Here is a 16,926-nt window from a genome sequence, read left to right on the forward strand (position 1 = left end):
ATAAGGCTTCAGGGAATACAATTACATATGCGCCGCGATTAACCGTTGGTTATCCTGGTACATTGCGAACAGGTAGTTGTTATAACTCTTCCCTTTGGTCGAGTAGCCCTTCAGCTTGTGAATCATCGCTGTGGCAGTCACTTCCTGATCCGCTTTACGCAGTTGTGCACGCGATTTACGGAACGAAGAGTAAGCCGGGTGAGTATTCAGGTTAGTGACATAGGCGCTCACCGATTCTTTGACAGAACTGAACTGTGAGTACCCCTTCACTTTACCCGGCGCATTGGTACAACGTCCTTTCATGCACTTCATGCCGAATAGGTTGTTGTTGCTACGCGCCAGCTTCGACGTTCCCCAACCGCTTTCTGCTGCAGCCATCGTCGCCACCATACTGGTAGGAATAATGTCTACGCGTTCCAGCAAGGTATTCCACGGGATTTTTCGCGTATTACCGGACCACTTCACCTTGTAGCGTTTGGCGATGTCTTTAAGACGCGCACGCTCAGCAGGTGACCATTGGCCCTGATACTGTTTTGAAATGAGCCAGTTACGTTCCGCAGTAATGGCCGCATTTTGGCTGGTAATGTAAGGCATTACGGTCCGGAGAAACGCTTTTTTCCTTGGTGTTCCGGAAGGGTATTTTCGCAAATCAGGAAGTGAACTACTCTTTGCACTATTGCGAGAATACTCTTGTTTACTGCTTACCTGTTTATTACTAGCTTTAGTTAAGTGGGACTTTTGACTCGCTGTTGTTGTGTGCGTCTTCGCTAACACCTCACTCGAAAACACCAGAGTGAGTAACATAAGAATCATCGCCCCATATCGTCGTATGGGAGTCAAAATCATCAGGTCTCCTGGTCGGATTTAATCATTCCAACACCTTATATTTTTCACAAATTTGAGAGTTGAATCTCAAATCATATCAAAAATAGCCGTCAAGAGCACCCCAAGGAATAGTCCAAATCTGAAACTATGTCACGTGTTAACGATTCAGATTGGCTCTAAATCGCAGAAAATGTGGGGTTTATCGCAAAATTCAGCCGTTTTTTGCGCGCGATCGCTCACCCTTGCTTCTCATCCTGTGGACTTACCGCTCAGGGATGAGTTTTGTCTGGCTTATCGCTGGCAAACTGTCTGAAATCGCAGCAATAAGGACTCATCCGCCATGAAACTCGCCGCCTGTTTTCTGACACTCCTTCCTGGCTTCGCCGTTGCCGCCAGTTGGACTTCTCCGGGGTTCCCTGCCTTTAGCGAACAGGGAACGGGAACATTTGTCAGCCACGCGCAGTTGCCCAAAGGTACGCGTCCACTCACGCTAAATTTTGACCAACAGTGCTGGCAGCCTGCGGATGCGATAAAACTCAATCAGATGCTTTCCCTGCAACCTTGTAGCAACACGCCACCTCAATGGCGATTGTTCAGGGACGGCGAATATACGCTGCAACTAGACACCCGCTCCGGTACACCAACATTGATGATTTCCATCCAGAACGCCGTCGAACCGGTAGCAAACCTGGTCCGTGAATGCCCGAAATGGGATGGATTACCGCTCACTCTGGATGTCAGCGCCACTTTTCCGGAGGGAGCCGCAGTCCGGGATTATTACAGCCAGCAAATTGCGATAGTGAAGAACGGTCAAATAACGTTACAACCCGCTGCCACCAGCAAGGGTTTACTCCTGCTGGAACGGGCAGAAACTGACACATCCGCCCCTTTCGACTGGCATAACGCCACAGTTTACTTTGTGCTGACAGATCGTTTCGAAAACGGCGATCCCAGTAATGACCAGAGTTACGGACGTCATAAAGACGGTATGGCAGAAATTGGCACTTTTCACGGCGGCGATTTACGCGGCCTGACCAACAAACTGGATTATCTCCAGCAGCTGGGCGTCAATGCTTTATGGATAAGCGCCCCATTTGAGCAAATTCACGGCTGGGTCGGCGGCGGAACAAAAGGCGATTTCCCGCATTATGCCTACCACGGTTACTACACCCAGGACTGGACGAATCTGGATGCCAATATGGGCAACGAAGCCGATCTCCGGACGCTGGTTGATAGCGCGCATCAGCGCGGTATTCGTATTCTCTTTGATGTAGTGATGAACCACTCCGGTTATGCCACGCTGGCGGATATGCAGGAGTATCAGTTTGGCGCGTTATACCTTTCTGGTGATGAGCTGAAAAAAACGTTAGGTGACCGTTGGAGCGACTGGAAGCCCGCCGCCGGGCAAACCTGGCATAGCTTTAACGATTACATTAATTTCAGCGACAAAACAGGCTGGGATAAATGGTGGGGAAAAAACTGGATCAGAACGGATATCGGCGACTACGACAATCCTGGATTTGACGATCTCACCATGTCGCTGGCCTTTTTACCGGATATCAAAACCGAATCAACGACCGCTTCTGGCCTGCCAGTGTTCTATAACAACAAAACGGATACCCACGCTAAAGCCATTGACGGCTTTACCCCTCGAGATTACTTAACCCATTGGTTAAGCCAGTGGGTCCGTGACTACGGAATTGATGGTTTTCGGGTCGATACCGCCAGGCATGTTGAGTTGCCCGCCTGGCAGCAACTGAAAACCGAAGCCAGCGCCGCACTTCGCGAATGGAAAAAAGCGAATCCCGACAAAGCATTAGATGACAAACCTTTCTGGATGACCGGTGAAGCCTGGGGCCACGGCGTGATGCAAAGTGACTACTATCGCCACGGCTTCGATGCGATGATCAATTTCGATTATCAGGAGCAGGCGGCGAAAGCGGTCGATTGTCTGGCGCAGATGGATACGACCTGGCAGCAAATGGCAGAGAAATTGCAGGATTTCAACGTGTTGAGCTATCTTTCGTCGCATGATACCCGCCTGTTCCGTGAAGGGGGCGACAAAGCAGCAGAGTTATTGTTATTAGCGCCAGGTGCAGTACAAATCTTTTATGGTGATGAATCCTCTCGTCCGTTCGGTCCTACCGGTTCTGATCCGCTGCAAGGCACGCGTTCGGATATGAACTGGCAGGATGTTAACGGTAAATCTGCCGCTAGCGTCGCGCACTGGCAGAAAATCAGCCAGTTCCGCGCCCGCCATCCCGCAATTGGCGCGGGCAAACAAACGACACTTTCGCTGAAGCAGGGCTACGGCTTTGTTCGTGAGCATGACGACGATAAAGTGCTGGTCGTCTGGGCGGGGCAACAGTAACGTTTTCGGCTTCCCGTTCGTCAGTACCTCGGGAAGCCGCCAACCAGGATAAAATGTCAGCCCTAATCAGAGTTGCAGGATAAAGCACCGCTCCCACTTCAACAGAGCGATTTGCACCCCAGCAAATGTAGCGTTATTGTTACCTTCCTTGCTACAGAGTTCGACAGATATCCCGCTATGACATTCTCCCTTTTTGGTGACAAATTTACCCGCCACTCCGGCATTACGCTGCTGATGGAAGATCTGAACGACGGTTTACGCACGCCTGGCGCGATTATGCTCGGCGGCGGTAATCCAGCGCAGATCCCGGAAATGCAGGACTACTTCCAGACGCTACTGACCGACATGCTGGAAAGTGGCAAAGCGACTGATGCACTGTGCAATTACGACGGTCCACAGGGGAAAACGGAGCTACTCACACTGCTTGCCGGAATGCTACGCGAGAAGTTGGGTTGGGATATCGAACCACAGAATATTGCACTAACAAACGGCAGCCAGAGCGCGTTTTTCTACTTATTTAATCTGTTCGCCGGACGCCGTGCCGATGGTCGGATCAAAAAAGTGCTGTTTCCGCTGGCACCGGAATACATTGGCTACGCTGACGCCGGACTGGAAGAAGATCTGTTTGTCTCTGCGCGTCCGAATATTGAACTGCTGCCGGAAGGCCAGTTTAAATACCACGTCGATTTTGAGCATCTGCATATTGGCGAAGAGACCGGGATGATTTGCGTCTCCCGACCGACGAATCCAACAGGCAATGTGATTACTGACGAAGAATTATTGAAACTGGACGCACTGGCGAATCAGCACGGTATTCCGCTGGTGATTGATAACGCTTATGGCGTCCCGTTCCCAGGCATCATCTTCAGCGAAGCGCGCCCGCTGTGGAATCCGAATATTGTACTGTGCATGAGTCTTTCCAAGCTGGGACTACCGGGTTCGCGCTGCGGCATTATCATCGCCAATGAAAAAATCATCACCGCCATCACCAATATGAACGGCATTATCAGCCTGGCACCTGGCGGTATTGGTCCAGCGATGATGTGTGAAATGATTAAGCGTAACGATCTGCTGCGCCTGTCTGAAACAGTCATCAAACCGTTTTACTACCAGCGTGTTCAGGAAACTATCGCTATCATTCGCCGCTATTTACCGGAAGATCGCTGCCTGATTCATAAACCGGAAGGAGCCATTTTCCTCTGGCTATGGTTTAAGGATTTGCCAATTACGACCGAGCAGCTCTACCAGCGCCTGAAAGCACGGGGCGTGCTGATGGTGCCGGGGCACAACTTCTTCCCAGGGCTGGATAAACCGTGGCCACATACACATCAATGTATGCGTATGAACTACGTGCCGGAGCCGGATAAAATTGAAGCGGGGGTGAAGATTCTGGCGGAAGAGATTGAACGCGCCTGGGCTGAAAGTCATTAAAAATTGCCTGATGCGCTACGCTTATCAGGCCTACATCATTTCTGCAATATATTGAATTTGGAAGAATTTGTAGGCCGGATAAGGCGTTTAAGCCGCATCCGGCATAAACAAAGCGCACTATTCCTGCGTTAAAAAACGCCGGAAAAACGTTTCAAACAGACTGCTGCCGTAGCCGATGCCGCTGCACTTTCTCGACATCCATGCATTGCAACGCTTGTGTTGGGCAAGCTTCAACACAAGCCGGTCCCGTCGCCCGATGCCAGCACAGATCGCACTTTATCGCCCTCGCCTTTGTGCGTGAAGAAACGACCTCCATCGCACCAAACGGGCAAGCCAGCATACAGCTTTTACAGCCAATACAACGTGATTGTTCAACGAAAATATGCCCATGTTCGCGACTTATCGCGTCAACAGGGCACACATTTGCGCACGGTGCATCTTCACACTGATGACAGGCTACTGCCGTGGTGTAAGTATGATCTTTAATGACACGAATACGCGAAATAAACTCACCGGGTGACAACGCAGCGCAATCCTGATTCTCCTGATGCGACACTGCGCAAGCCACTTCACAGGTACGGCAACCGATACATTTCGTCGCATCCGCAATAATAAACCGGTTCATGATCACTCCTTTGCACTAAAACAGCAGAGTGCCAGAGAGCGCGTCTCTACTGCTTTGATCCAACGAAGGAAATGTTAAAGTTTTGGCACTTGTCCAGAGCGTTATGTGATCGCGCCCTGGTCGTCCCTGACAGTAAATCCCAGTTCATTAGAAATAGCCTGCGCGGTTTCACGCAGTGGTTTCAGGAGATTTTTCTCCCCCACCTGTTTCAGACGTGATGTCGAAAGAGAAATCGACACGGCGTACGGCACCCGCCCATGAATATCAAACACCGGAACAGCAATACAGGAGACGCCGAGTTCGTTTTCTTCTCTGTCCATCGCCGCTCCGCTTTCACGAATGTGCGCCAGTTCGTCGAACATCGCGGGCAGCTCGGTAATGGTATTGCGGGTTAACGGCTGGATCTCATGCTGATGGCTTTCCCAGTATGACTTCACGTAGTCCGGGTGACCAAACGCCATGTAGATCTTGCCCATTGCGGAACAGTAGAGCGGCATATGCTGGCCTATATAAGCTCGGGTTCGCAGCATCCCGGTTGTAGGTTCCAGCTTATAAATCAAAATAGCGTGATCGTCTTCGCGGCTGGAGAAGTTAATGGTTTCACCAGTGGCGATGTTCAGTGCCTCAAGATGCGGAGCGGCGATATGAATGATATTCAGCGAAGACAGCGCCTTCTGCCCGACGGCAATAAATTTGGTAGTCAGGCGGTAACTCCCTGCGGCGGGCGCGGTGGTCACATAGCCGCAGGATTGTAATCCCTGCAATAAGCGATGGACGGTACTCTTATTTAAACCAGCCAGCTCCGAAAGATGCGCCAACGGACAACCGTTTGGATAGTTGCTCAAAATCTCAATCAGCATCAACCCGCGAAACAGACTCTGGCTTCCGGCTGGACGCTCTTTTTCCTGCGCCATCTCGTTCTCTTTTTTTCCCATCACTTCTTTCCCCATTTTGTCGCGTCCTGATGGTAGCGCAAAGTGTGCCGTAGTTCACGATCTCGACAGATAATTTATAACCAATTGATTTTTAAGTCTTTTGAAATTCATTAATCAGATTGCTTTGTTAAAAAGCGATCGATATATTTGAAATCAGATTTCGCATATTGAAATTTTAAGCCAAAAAAGCGATCAAAAAAACAAGGAAGCCAGGGATGAAAGTGACATTTGAGCAGTTAAAAGCAGCCTTTAATCGAGTCTTAATTTCACGCGGCGTTGACAGCGAAACGGCTGATGCCTGTGCCGAAATGTTCGCCCGCACCACCGAATCCGGCGTTTATTCTCACGGCGTCAACCGTTTCCCTCGTTTCATTCAACAACTGGAAAACGGCGATATCATTCCTGATGCCCAAGCCAAACGTATAACCAGCCTCGGCGCAATTGAACAGTGGGACGCCCAGCGTTCGATCGGTAACCTGACAGCGAAAAAGATGATGGATCGCGCCATTGAACTGGCTGCCGATCACGGTATTGGTCTGGTGGCGTTGCGTAATGCCAACCACTGGATGCGCGGCGGCAGCTACGGCTGGCAGGCGGCGGAAAAAGGCTATATTGGCATTTGCTGGACCAACTCCATCGCCGTAATGCCGCCGTGGGGCGCAAAAGAGTGTCGTATCGGCACTAACCCGCTGATCGTCGCGATTCCTTCCACGCCGATCACTATGGTCGATATGTCGATGTCGATGTTTTCCTACGGCATGTTAGAAGTTAACCGCCTTGCAGGTCGTCAGCTCCCGGTCGATGGTGGCTTTGATGATAAGGGCAATTTGACCAAAGAACCTGGCATTATCGAAAAAAATCGCCGCATTTTGCCGATGGGCTACTGGAAAGGTTCTGGTATGTCGATCGTGCTGGATATGATCGCTACTCTCCTTTCCGACGGCGCATCCGTTGCCGAAGTCACCCAGGATAACAGCGACGAATATGGCGTTTCGCAAATCTTTATCGCCGTTGAAGTGGACAAGCTTATCGACGGCGCCACCCGCGATGCCAAGCTACAACGTATCATGGATTACATTACCACCGCTGAACGCGCCGATGAAAACCAGGCCATTCGCTTACCCGGCCACGAATTTACCACCCTGCTGGCAGAAAACCGCCGTAACGGTATTACCGTTGATGACAGCGTATGGGCAAAAATCCAGGCGTTATAAGGAGATAAGCCATGATTTTTGGACATATCGCGCAGCCTAACCCGTGCCGTTTGCCCGCTGCTATTGAAAAGGCGCTCGATTTTCTGCGCGCCACTGATTTCAACGTCCTGGAGTCGGGCGTTGTCGAAATCGACGGCAAAAATATTTACGCACAAATTATCGACTTAACGACGCGTGCAGTAGAGGAAAACCGTCCGGAAGTGCATCGTCGGTATATCGATATTCAATTTCTGGCGTGGGGCAAAGAGAAAATCGGCATTGCTATTGATACAGGAAATAATAAAGTCAGCGAATCACTATTAGAGCAGCGCGATATTATTTTTTATCACGATAGTGAACATGAATCATTTATAGAAATGATACCGGGTAGCTACGCTATTTTCTTTCCTCAGGATGTTCATCGACCAGGCTGTATTCTGCAAACAGCCTCTGAGATACGAAAAGTTGTGGTTAAAGTCGCATTAACGGCGCTAAATTAATCGAATAATCGTCTACGCCAGAACGCCTGGGTAATGTTATTGCTCTAACTATATTAATAATTCAGGTTGCTGCACATGCAACTTGAATTATGACAAACATAGCCTCAAGGAATAGCTATGAAAAAAATACTTGAAGCAATACTGGCGATTAATCTCGCCGTACTTTCCTGTATTGTGTTTATAAACATTATTTTAAGATATGGTTTTCAGACAAGTATTTTATCTGTAGATGAATTGTCGCGTTATTTATTTGTCTGGTTAACCTTTATTGGCGCGATTGTGGCTTTTATGGATAACGCCCACGTTCAGGTTACCTTTCTGGTGGAGAAACTCTCCCCCGCGTGGCAGCGGCGAGTCGCTCTGGTTACCCATTCCTTAATCTTATTTATTTGTGGCGCTCTGGCCTGGGGCGCAACGCTAAAAACAATTCAGGACTGGAGCGATTATTCACCGATCCTCGGCTTGCCCATCGGCCTGATGTATGCCGCTTGTCTGCCCACCAGCCTCGTTATCGCATTCTTTGAGCTGCGCCTTTTATATCAACTCATCACGCGTAGCAATTCTCTAACGCCGCCACCGCAAGGAGCTTAATCATGGCTGTGCTGATTTTTCTGGGCTGCCTGTTGGGTGGCATTGCTATCGGTTTGCCTATTGCCTGGTCGCTACTGTTGTGCGGGGCGGCGCTTATGTTCTGGCTGGATATGTTTGATGTCCAGATCATGGCGCAAACGCTGGTAAACGGTGCTGATAGCTTCTCCCTGCTGGCGATTCCGTTCTTTGTACTGGCGGGTGAAATCATGAATGCGGGCGGCTTATCAAAACGCATTGTTGACCTGCCGATGAAACTGGTCGGGCATAAACCAGGCGGGTTGGGCTACGTAGGCGTGCTGGCGGCAATGATTATGGCGAGCCTTTCCGGTTCTGCTGTTGCGGATACCGCCGCCGTTGCCGCGCTACTGGTGCCGATGATGCGCAGCGCTAACTACCCGGTCAACCGTGCTGCGGGGCTGATTGCCTCTGGCGGGATTATCGCGCCAATTATTCCCCCTTCCATTCCATTTATTATCTTCGGTGTTTCCAGCGGATTATCCATCAGTAAGTTGTTTATGGCGGGCATTGCCCCAGGCATTATGATGGGCGCAACGCTGATGCTCACATGGTGGTGGCAGGCCAGTCGTCTTAATTTACCCCGTCAGCAAAAAGCAACGAAACGAGAAATCTGGCACTCTTTTGTTTCCGGTATCTGGGCGCTATTTCTTCCGGTCATTATTATTGGCGGCTTTCGCTCCGGTCTGTTTACCCCTACCGAAGCCGGGGCCGTTGCTGCTTTCTATGCGTTATTTGTCGCCACGGTTATTTACCGTGAAATGACATTCGCCACACTTTGGCATGTACTTATTGGCGCGGCGAAAACCACCTCAGTGGTAATGTTTCTGGTGGCTTCGGCACAAGTTTCCGCCTGGCTAATTACCATTGCTGAACTGCCAATGATGGTTTCTGATTTACTGCAACCGTTAGTGGAATCACCGCGTCTGCTGTTTATCGTTATTATGCTGGCGATTTTGATAGTCGGTATGGTAATGGATTTAACGCCGACGGTGTTAATTCTTACCCCGGTATTAATGCCTTTAGTTAAAGAGGCAGGAATCGATCCGATTTACTTCGGAGTCATGTTTATCATCAACTGCTCAATCGGCTTAATTACACCGCCTATCGGTAATGTGCTTAACGTTATTTCAGGGGTGGCTAAACTCAAATTCGATGATGCAGTCAGAGGCGTTTTCCCTTACGTCCTGGTTTTATATTCCTTATTAGCCTTATTTGTTTTTATTCCCGATCTCATCATCCTCCCGTTGAAATGGATTAATTAAAAGGAAAATATAATGAAATTACGCTCTGTAACCTACGCTTTATTAATTGCCGGAGTGGCGGCGTTCAGCACATCTTCTCTGGCGGCACAATCATTACGTTTCGGTTATGAAACCTCACAAACCGACTCTCAACATATTGCGGCGAAAAAATTTAATGATTTATTGCAGGAGAGAACCAAAGGCGAGCTGAAATTAAAACTGTTCCCGGACAGCACTCTCGGTAACGCGCAGGCGATGATCAGCGGCGTACGTGGCGGCACCATCGATATGGAAATGTCCGGCTCGAATAACTTTGCCGGGTTATCACCTGTGATGAACCTGCTTGATGTTCCTTTCCTGTTCCGCGATACCGCCCACGCGCATAAAACACTCGACGGCAAAGTCGGCGATGAACTGAAGGCCTCCCTTGAAGGTAAGGGACTGAAAGTACTGGCCTACTGGGAAAACGGCTGGCGCGATGTCACCAACTCACGCCAGCCAGTTAAAACACCTGCCGACCTGAAAGGGCTGAAAATACGCACCAACAATAGCCCGATGAATATCGCCGCATTCAAAGTCTTTGGCGCTAACCCGATCCCGATGCCGTTTGCCGAAGTCTATACCGGGCTGGAAACGCGCACTATCGACGCTCAGGAACACCCGATCAACGTCGTCTGGTCAGCCAAATTTTATGAAGTGCAGAAGTACCTTTCTCTGACGCACCATGCCTATTCCCCGCTTTTGGTGGTGATCAACAAAGCGAAGTTTGATGGCTTAAGCCCGGAGTTCCAGCAAGCGCTAATTTCATCTGCGCAAGAAGCGGGTAATTACCAGCGCAAATTGGTCGCCGAAAATCAGCAAAAAATCATCGACGGCATGAAAGACGCTGGCGTGGAAGTCATCACCGAACTTGATCGCAAAGCCTTTAGCGACGTACTGGGTACTCAGGTCCGCGACATGTTTGTAAAAGATGTTCCGCAGGGCGCTGAACTGCTGAAAGCCGTGGATGAGGTGCAATAAGCCATGACGCAATACTGGCTGGGGTTAGATTGTGGCGGTAGCTGGCTGAAAGCCGGCCTGTATGACCGCGAAGGCCGGGAGGCAGGCGTGCAGCGCCTGCCGCTGTGCGCATTAAGCCCGCAGCCAGGCTGGGCAGAGCGCGATATGGCAGAACTGTGGCAATGCTGCATGGCTGTCATTCGCTCCCTGCTTACCCATTCCAGCGTTAGCGGGGAGCAAATTGTCGGCATCGGTATCTCCGCACAGGGAAAGGGCTTGTTTTTGCTGGATAAAAACGACAAGCCGCTCGGTAACGCCATTTTGTCCTCGGATCGCCGGGCGATGGAAATCGTTCGTCGCTGGCAGGAAGATAGCATCCCGGAAAAACTCTACCCGCTGACCCGACAAACCTTGTGGACCGGGCATCCGGTGTCGCTGTTACGCTGGCTGAAAGAACACGAACCAGAACGCTACGCGCAAATTGGCTGCGTGATGATGACGCACGACTACCTGCGCTGGTGTTTAACCGGTGTCAAAGGTTGTGAAGAGAGCAATATTTCTGAGTCCAATCTCTACAACATGAGTCTTGGGGAATATGACCCGTGCCTCACCGACTGGCTGGGGATCAGTGAAATCAATCACGCCCTGCCGCCTGTTGTCGGATCTGCCGAAATCTGCGGGGAAATCACCGCTCAGACAGCCGTACTGACCGGTCTGAAAGCGGGTACGCCCGTTGTCGGCGGCCTGTTTGATGTGGTTTCTACCGCACTCTGCGCCGGAATCGAAGACGAATTTACCCTCAATGCGGTGATGGGGACCTGGGCGGTGACCAGCGGCATAACCTGCGGTTTAGGTGGCGGTGAAGCGCATCCGTATGTCTATGGCCGCTACGTTAACGACGGTGAATTTATCGTTCACGAAGCCAGCCCTACCTCTTCCGGCAATCTCGAATGGTTTACCGCGCAGTGGGGAGAAATCTCGTTTGCTGAGATCAACCAGGCTGTTGCCAGCTTACCGAAAGCCGGTGGCGATCTCTTTTTCCTGCCGTTCCTGTACGGCAGCAACGCCGGACTCGAGATGACCAGCGGTTTCTACGGGATGCAGGCCATTCACACCCGCGCACACCTGTTGCAGGCCATTTATGAAGGCGTGGTGTTCAGCCATATGACCCACCTCAACCGGATGCGCGAACGTTTTACTGATGTGCACACCCTGCGCGTGACTGGCGGCCCGGCGCACTCCGATGTCTGGATGCAAATGCTGGCGGACGTTAGCGGCTTACGTATCGAGCTGCCACAGGTGGAAGAAACCGGCTGTTTTGGCGCGGCGCTTGCTGCCCGCGTCGGCACCGGTGTTTATCGCGATTTCAGCGAAGCCCAGCACGATCAACAGCACCCGGTGCGCACCCTGTTACCGGATATGACCGCCCATCAGCTTTACCAACAAAAATACCAACGCTATCAGCACCTCATTGCCGCACTACAGGGCTTTCATGCCCGCGTTAAGGAGAACACATTATGAGCAGACCACTTCTGCAACTGGCCCTCGACCACTCATCACTTGAAGCCGCACAGCGCGACGTTACGCTGTTAAAAGACAGCGTCGATATCGTCGAAGCGGGCACCATTCTCTGTTTAAACGAAGGGCTTGGCGCGGTGAAAACCTTGCGCGAACAGTGCCCGGACAAAATCATCGTTGCTGACTGGAAGGTCGCCGATGCTGGTGAAACGCTCGCGCAACAGGCGTTTGGCGCAGGCGCTAACTGGATGACCATCATCTGCGCTGCGCCGCTCGCGACGGTAGAAAAAGGCCACGCAATGGCGCAACGCTGCGGTGGTGAAATCCAGATAGAGCTTTTTGGTAACTGGACGCTGGACGACGCCCACGACTGGCATCGTATTGGCGTGCGGCAGGCGATTTATCATCGTGGTCGTGACGCGCAGGCCAGCGGGCAACAGTGGGGCGAAGCCGATCTGGCACGCATGAAGGCGCTTTCCGATATCGGCCTTGAGCTTTCCATTACCGGCGGGATTACGCCTGCTGACCTGCCGCTGTTTAAAGATATCCGCGTGAAAGCGTTTATTGCCGGGCGGGCGCTGGCAGGCGCAGCAAATCCGGCACAGGTAGCTGCCGACTTCCATGCGCAAATCGACGCTATCTGGGGAGGCGCACGTGCGTAATCATCCGTTAGGGATTTATGAAAAAGCGCTGGCGAAAGATCTCTCCTGGCCGGAGCGGCTGGTGCTGGCGAAAAGCTGTGGCTTTGATTTTGTCGAAATGTCGGTGGATGAAACTGACGAGCGTCTGTCGCGCCTTGACTGGAGCGCCGCACAAAGGACTTCGCTGGTTGCCGCGATGATCGAAACGGGTGTTGGGATCCCGTCGATGTGCCTGTCCGCACATCGTCGTTTTCCCTTTGGTAGCCGTGACGACGCGGTACGCCAGCGAGCACTGGAGATCATGAGCAAAGCAATTCATCTGGCGCGCGATCTCGGTATTCGCACCATTCAACTGGCGGGCTACGACGTCTATTACGAAGACCATGACGAAGGTACCCGGCAACGTTTTGCTGAAGGGCTGACGTGGGCTGTCGAACAGGCGGCGGCATCACAAGTAATGCTGGCGGTGGAGATTATGGATACCGCGTTTATGAACTCCATCAGCAAATGGAAAAAGTGGGACGAGATACTCGCCTCGCCGTGGTTCACCGTCTACCCGGACGTCGGTAACCTTAGCGCCTGGGGCAATGATGTTCCCGCTGAACTGAAACTGGGCATTGACCGTATCGCCGCCATCCACCTGAAAGATACCCAGCCAGTGACCGAGCATAGCCCCGGACAGTTCCGCGACGTGCCGTTTGGCGAAGGCTGCGTCGATTTCGTTGGTATCTTCAAAACGCTGCATGAACTGAACTATCGCGGATCATTTCTGATTGAGATGTGGACCGAAAAAGCCAAAGAGCCGGTGCTGGAGATTATTCAGGCGCGGCGCTGGATTGAAGCGCGTATGCAGGAGGCAGGTTTTATATGTTAGAGCAACTGAAAGCCGACGTGCTGGCGGCAAATCTGGCGCTTCCCGCTCACCATCTGGTGACGTTTACCTGGGGCAATGTCAGCGCGGTAGACGAAACGCGGCAATGGATGGTAATCAAACCTTCCGGCGTCGAGTACGACGTGATGACCGCCGACGATATGGTGGTGGTTGAGATAGCCAGCGGCAAGGTGGTGGAAGGTAGCAAAAAGCCCTCGTCCGATACGCCAACGCATCTGGCGCTTTACCGTCGCTATGCCGAAATCGGTGGTATTGTGCATACCCACTCGCGCCACGCCACCATCTGGTCGCAGGCCGGGCTGGATCTCCCCGCCTGGGGCACCACTCACGCCGATTATTTCTATGGCGCAATCCCCTGCACGCGACAGATGACCGCAGCGGAGATTAACGGCGAGTATGAATACCAGACCGGCAAAGTGATCATTGAAACCTTCGAAGAACGTGGCAGGAGTCCGGCACAAATCCCGGCGGTACTGGTGCATTCTCACGGCCCGTTCGCCTGGGGAAAAAATGCCGCCGATGCGGTGCATAATGCCGTAGTGCTGGAAGAGTGCGCCTATATGGGCCTGTTCTCGCGCCAGCTTGCACCACAGCTCCCTGCCATGCAAAACGAACTGCTGGATAAGCACTACCTGCGTAAGCATGGGGCCAATGCCTATTACGGGCAGTAATCTCTCACGCCGGGGCTTCATTGCCCCGACACTACGAATTGATATGTTCCTTGCTGTAACGTCGCTTCCACGCAGCTGGCGTTAATCCGGTGTGTTTGCGAAAAATCTGCCGGAAATAGCCAACGTCATTAAACCCGCACAACGCCGCCACTTCCGTGAGCGAGCGCGCGTCGCTAATTAACAGCTTTTCGGCTTCGCGCACCCGCTGGCGGTGGATTGCTTCTGTTAACGTCAGATGAAACACCCGCCGATAGACGCGCCCAAGATAATCGGCATTGCAGTACAGCTCGCGGGCTAAAAGCGCAGTGGAAAGCGGGCGATGATATTGCGTGCGGATCAGTTTCTGCGCTTTCCAGGCAAGCGTGGTACCTGCGGCATCGGCCTGTTCATCAAGACGCGCGTCACGGGTGAGTTGCTGCAAAATCAGCAGCACAATAAACTCCAGCGCCGGAGTGCGTTGATGCTTTTCCTGTTCGCTTAAGAACTGGCGAAACAGGGCCACCAGCGCCTGCGGATCGGCAACCTTCGTTTGTTGCGGCACGCTAAGATGAGTGAGCCAGCGCGGGTCGCTATCCGGCGCTTTAACCTCAAAATGCAGCCAGTAAAATTTGAGATCGGCGGGAAAATCCTCTACCCCAACATGCTGTCGGTTCGGCCAGAGTAATAAACTCTCTCCCGCATCGACCAGAAATATCCGCTCTTCTTCCTGAATCGCTAATCGACCTTTTTCGACAAAGATAATTTCCCATGACTCCAGCCGCCTTGCCGGATGCCTCCCTACGCCACGGGAAATAAATAATCCACCATTTTGCACTTTAATCGGTAACGTCATGGATAATTCGAGCATTGATATGTAATTTCCCGCTTATTCATTAATGATTAAACACATTACCTTTTGATTATTAATCAAAAACATTAATTTCACCTGATCCAATTCACACTTTTAAATTCAGGTCGGAATCGTCACCTTTTTTTACTCTTTTCTCGCCTTGTTGATATTCCAGATAACGGCGAAATTAATCAGGTCATTGCAATAAAACAAAAAAATGCTCTCTATTTGCGAGGAATATCTATGACCTCTACACCGATTACTACCGCTGATATCGCTAAAGGTAAAATTGACGACGCGTTATCTGTACGGGAAAAAATAGGCTACGGCCTGGGTGACGCTGGCGGCACCGTCATAACCTGCCTGATCATGAACTTTCTCACCTTTTTCTACACCGACGTTTTTGGCTTAACTCCGGCGCTGGTCGGCACGCTGTTTATTGCACTGCGCGTGTTTGATGCCATCTCCGACCCGGTGATGGGCGTCATTGCCGACCGGACGCAAAGTCGCTGGGGGCGCTTTCGTCCGTGGCAGTTGTGGATTGCCATTCCCATCGGCATTATCGGCATCCTGACGTTCACCGTGCCAGATGCCAGCATGGGAGTAAAAATCGCCTGGGCGTTCGGCACTTACCTGCTCCTTTCAGTCGGTTATACCGCCATCAACGTGCCGTACTGCGCGCTGATCAACACCATGACCACCCGCCACAATGAAGTGATCTCCTGCCAGTCCTGGCGATTCGTTCTCTGCGGCGTAGCGGGATTTCTGGTTTCGGTTGGCCTGCCGTGGATGGTAGATCTCTTCGGTCAGGGTAATGCCGCGCGCGGCTATCAACTGGGCGTCGGCGTGCTGTGCGCCATCGCTGTGGTGATGTTCCTGTGCTGTTTCTTCTGGGTTCGTGAACGGGTGCCACTCTCCACAATGGGGAAATTTACCCTGCGCGAACATCTTGCCGGGCTGCGAAACAACGACCAACTGCTGCTGATGCTGGTCATGTCTTTCCTGCTGATTAACGTCTTTAATATTCGCGGCGGTGGGTATATGTACTTCATTACCTACGTCTTACAAGGCAGTACGGGCTACACGTCGCTGTTCTTCACTATGGTCACCTTCGCCTCCATTATCGGCTCGGTGATTGTCAGCCCGTTAACGCGACGTTTCGATACCGTCAAAATTTACTACTACACCAACCTGCTCCTCGCCGCGCTGGCGGTGTTGATGTGGTTCCTGCCTTCTGGCCCGGCTTATCAAACGCTGTGGCTGGCGGTGATCCTTGGTAATGGCGTGATTCTTGGCTTCACATTGCCATTGCACTTCTCATTGATGGCCTTTGCCGATGACTACGGCGAGTGGAAAACCCGCGTACGTTCTTCCGGCATGAACTTCGCCTTCAATCTGTTTTTCATCAAGCTGGCCTGGGCCTCCAGCGCCGGGATCATCAGCCTGCTGTTTATTTTTGTCGCCTACCAGCCAGGCGTGGAAAACCAGACCGCCAGTTCGCTTGGCGGGATCGCGGCGATGGAAACATTGCTGCCTGCGCTGTTCCACCTGCTGCTGGCGATGGCGATCCGCTTTTGCAAACTCAATAACCCTATGATGTCACGCATTGCTAGCGACCTGCGTCAGCGTCATGTACAGCCTTAAGG

Annotated in this window: 16 protein-coding genes; 12 read left to right on the forward strand and 4 right to left on the reverse strand. The window is 51.8% G+C overall.

Annotation, left to right across the window (positions count from 1 at the left end):
• Positions 1–21 precede the first annotated feature (21 nt).
• On the reverse strand, positions 22–846 hold the full coding sequence (locus tag BEB42_RS15670) for a protein bax (protein WP_001364291.1): 825 nt from the start codon (positions 844–846) through the stop codon (positions 22–24).
• Between the two features lie 319 nt (positions 847–1,165).
• Between BEB42_RS15670 and malS the strand changes: the two genes are divergently transcribed.
• Positions 1,166–3,196, forward strand: coding sequence for an alpha-amylase (gene malS / locus BEB42_RS15675; protein ID WP_000761237.1), 2,031 nt, complete (start codon positions 1,166–1,168; stop codon positions 3,194–3,196).
• Between the two features lie 177 nt (positions 3,197–3,373).
• Positions 3,374–4,627, forward strand: a complete 1,254-nt coding sequence (gene avtA, locus BEB42_RS15680; protein ID WP_000144351.1) for a valine--pyruvate transaminase — start codon at positions 3,374–3,376, stop codon at positions 4,625–4,627.
• Between the two features lie 151 nt (positions 4,628–4,778).
• Here avtA and BEB42_RS15685 read toward each other — a convergent pair whose 3' ends face one another.
• Both BEB42_RS15685 and yiaJ read right to left on the reverse strand, forming a co-directional pair.
• Entirely contained in the window at positions 4,779–5,252 is a 474-nt protein-coding gene (locus BEB42_RS15685; protein WP_001353579.1) for a 4Fe-4S binding protein, read from the reverse strand.
• A gap of 101 nt (positions 5,253–5,353) precedes the next feature.
• Positions 5,354–6,202 carry an IclR family transcriptional regulator YiaJ gene (yiaJ, locus tag BEB42_RS15690; RefSeq protein ID WP_000514241.1) on the reverse strand — a complete coding sequence of 283 codons (849 nt, stop codon included), beginning with the start codon at positions 6,200–6,202 and terminating at the stop codon, positions 5,354–5,356.
• Between the two features lie 200 nt (positions 6,203–6,402).
• Here yiaJ and yiaK point away from each other — a divergent pair, with 200 nt between their 5' ends.
• The 9 genes from yiaK (at position 6,403) to araD (ending at position 14,451) form a co-directional block, all read left to right on the forward strand.
• A complete protein-coding gene (yiaK, locus tag BEB42_RS15695) occupies positions 6,403–7,401 on the forward strand; it encodes a 3-dehydro-L-gulonate 2-dehydrogenase (protein WP_000869022.1) in 999 nt (332 codons plus the stop codon).
• 11 nt (positions 7,402–7,412) lie between these two features.
• Complete coding sequence (locus BEB42_RS15700) at positions 7,413–7,880, forward strand: YhcH/YjgK/YiaL family protein (RefSeq protein ID WP_000576081.1); 468 nt, start codon at positions 7,413–7,415, stop codon at positions 7,878–7,880.
• Positions 7,881–7,997: 117 nt separating this feature from the next.
• On the forward strand, positions 7,998–8,471 hold the full coding sequence (gene yiaM / locus BEB42_RS15705) for a 2,3-diketo-L-gulonate TRAP transporter small permease YiaM (protein ID WP_000721665.1): 474 nt from the start codon (positions 7,998–8,000) through the stop codon (positions 8,469–8,471).
• Positions 8,472–8,473: 2 nt separating this feature from the next.
• On the forward strand, positions 8,474–9,751 hold the full coding sequence (yiaN, locus tag BEB42_RS15710; RefSeq protein WP_000279616.1) for a 2,3-diketo-L-gulonate TRAP transporter large permease YiaN: 1,278 nt from the start codon (positions 8,474–8,476) through the stop codon (positions 9,749–9,751).
• A 12-nt stretch (positions 9,752–9,763) separates the two neighbouring features.
• A complete protein-coding gene (yiaO, locus tag BEB42_RS15715) occupies positions 9,764–10,750 on the forward strand; it encodes a 2,3-diketo-L-gulonate TRAP transporter substrate-binding protein YiaO (RefSeq protein WP_105267443.1) in 987 nt (328 codons plus the stop codon).
• A gap of 3 nt (positions 10,751–10,753) precedes the next feature.
• Positions 10,754–12,250 (forward strand): L-xylulokinase, encoded by a 1,497-nt coding sequence (gene lyxK, locus BEB42_RS15720; RefSeq protein WP_105267444.1) that lies wholly within the window; start codon positions 10,754–10,756, stop codon positions 12,248–12,250.
• On the forward strand, positions 12,247–12,909 hold the full coding sequence (ulaD, locus tag BEB42_RS15725; RefSeq protein WP_000089489.1) for a 3-keto-L-gulonate-6-phosphate decarboxylase UlaD: 663 nt from the start codon (positions 12,247–12,249) through the stop codon (positions 12,907–12,909). Before lyxK ends, ulaD begins: the two co-directional genes overlap by 4 nt.
• On the forward strand, positions 12,902–13,762 hold the full coding sequence (locus tag BEB42_RS15730; protein ID WP_001353578.1) for an L-ribulose-5-phosphate 3-epimerase: 861 nt from the start codon (positions 12,902–12,904) through the stop codon (positions 13,760–13,762). The genes ulaD and BEB42_RS15730 overlap by 8 nt, the downstream gene beginning before the upstream one ends.
• Entirely contained in the window at positions 13,756–14,451 is a 696-nt protein-coding gene (gene araD, locus BEB42_RS15735; RefSeq protein ID WP_000893136.1) for an L-ribulose-5-phosphate 4-epimerase, read from the forward strand. Before BEB42_RS15730 ends, araD begins: the two co-directional genes overlap by 7 nt.
• Positions 14,452–14,482: 31 nt before the next feature.
• Here the strand turns inward: araD and BEB42_RS15740 are convergent, their stop codons facing one another.
• Entirely contained in the window at positions 14,483–15,298 is an 816-nt protein-coding gene (locus BEB42_RS15740; protein ID WP_000891822.1) for a helix-turn-helix domain-containing protein, read from the reverse strand.
• A gap of 225 nt (positions 15,299–15,523) precedes the next feature.
• Here BEB42_RS15740 and BEB42_RS15745 point away from each other — a divergent pair, with 225 nt between their 5' ends.
• Positions 15,524–16,924 (forward strand): MFS transporter, encoded by a 1,401-nt coding sequence (locus BEB42_RS15745; RefSeq protein WP_000204811.1) that lies wholly within the window; start codon positions 15,524–15,526, stop codon positions 16,922–16,924.
• Positions 16,925–16,926 lie beyond the last annotated feature (2 nt).

The sequence above is a fragment of the Escherichia sp. MOD1-EC5990 genome (assembly GCF_002965285.1).
Taxonomy (GTDB): domain Bacteria; phylum Pseudomonadota; class Gammaproteobacteria; order Enterobacterales; family Enterobacteriaceae; genus Escherichia; species Escherichia coli_F.

Excerpts from the sequence above, each read along its gene's own strand:
- yiaK (WP_000869022.1), top strand. The coding sequence starts at position 6,403 with ATGAAAGTGACATTTGAGCAGTTAAAAGCAGCCTTTAATCGAGTCTTA.
- BEB42_RS15700 (WP_000576081.1), top strand. The coding sequence starts at position 7,413 with ATGATTTTTGGACATATCGCGCAGCCTAACCCGTGCCGTTTGCCCGCT.
- yiaN (WP_000279616.1), top strand. The coding sequence starts at position 8,474 with ATGGCTGTGCTGATTTTTCTGGGCTGCCTGTTGGGTGGCATTGCTATC.
- BEB42_RS15740 (WP_000891822.1), bottom strand. The coding sequence starts at position 15,298 with ATGCTCGAATTATCCATGACGTTACCGATTAAAGTGCAAAATGGTGGA.
- BEB42_RS15670 (WP_001364291.1), bottom strand. The coding sequence starts at position 846 with ATGATTTTGACTCCCATACGACGATATGGGGCGATGATTCTTATGTTA.
- malS (WP_000761237.1), top strand. The coding sequence starts at position 1,166 with ATGAAACTCGCCGCCTGTTTTCTGACACTCCTTCCTGGCTTCGCCGTT.
- ulaD (WP_000089489.1), top strand. The coding sequence starts at position 12,247 with ATGAGCAGACCACTTCTGCAACTGGCCCTCGACCACTCATCACTTGAA.
- araD (WP_000893136.1), top strand. The coding sequence starts at position 13,756 with ATGTTAGAGCAACTGAAAGCCGACGTGCTGGCGGCAAATCTGGCGCTT.
- lyxK (WP_105267444.1), top strand. The coding sequence starts at position 10,754 with ATGACGCAATACTGGCTGGGGTTAGATTGTGGCGGTAGCTGGCTGAAA.
- avtA (WP_000144351.1), top strand. The coding sequence starts at position 3,374 with ATGACATTCTCCCTTTTTGGTGACAAATTTACCCGCCACTCCGGCATT.
- yiaM (WP_000721665.1), top strand. The coding sequence starts at position 7,998 with ATGAAAAAAATACTTGAAGCAATACTGGCGATTAATCTCGCCGTACTT.
- yiaO (WP_105267443.1), top strand. The coding sequence starts at position 9,764 with ATGAAATTACGCTCTGTAACCTACGCTTTATTAATTGCCGGAGTGGCG.
- yiaJ (WP_000514241.1), bottom strand. The coding sequence starts at position 6,202 with ATGGGGAAAGAAGTGATGGGAAAAAAAGAGAACGAGATGGCGCAGGAA.
- BEB42_RS15685 (WP_001353579.1), bottom strand. The coding sequence starts at position 5,252 with ATGAACCGGTTTATTATTGCGGATGCGACGAAATGTATCGGTTGCCGT.
- BEB42_RS15745 (WP_000204811.1), top strand. The coding sequence starts at position 15,524 with ATGACCTCTACACCGATTACTACCGCTGATATCGCTAAAGGTAAAATT.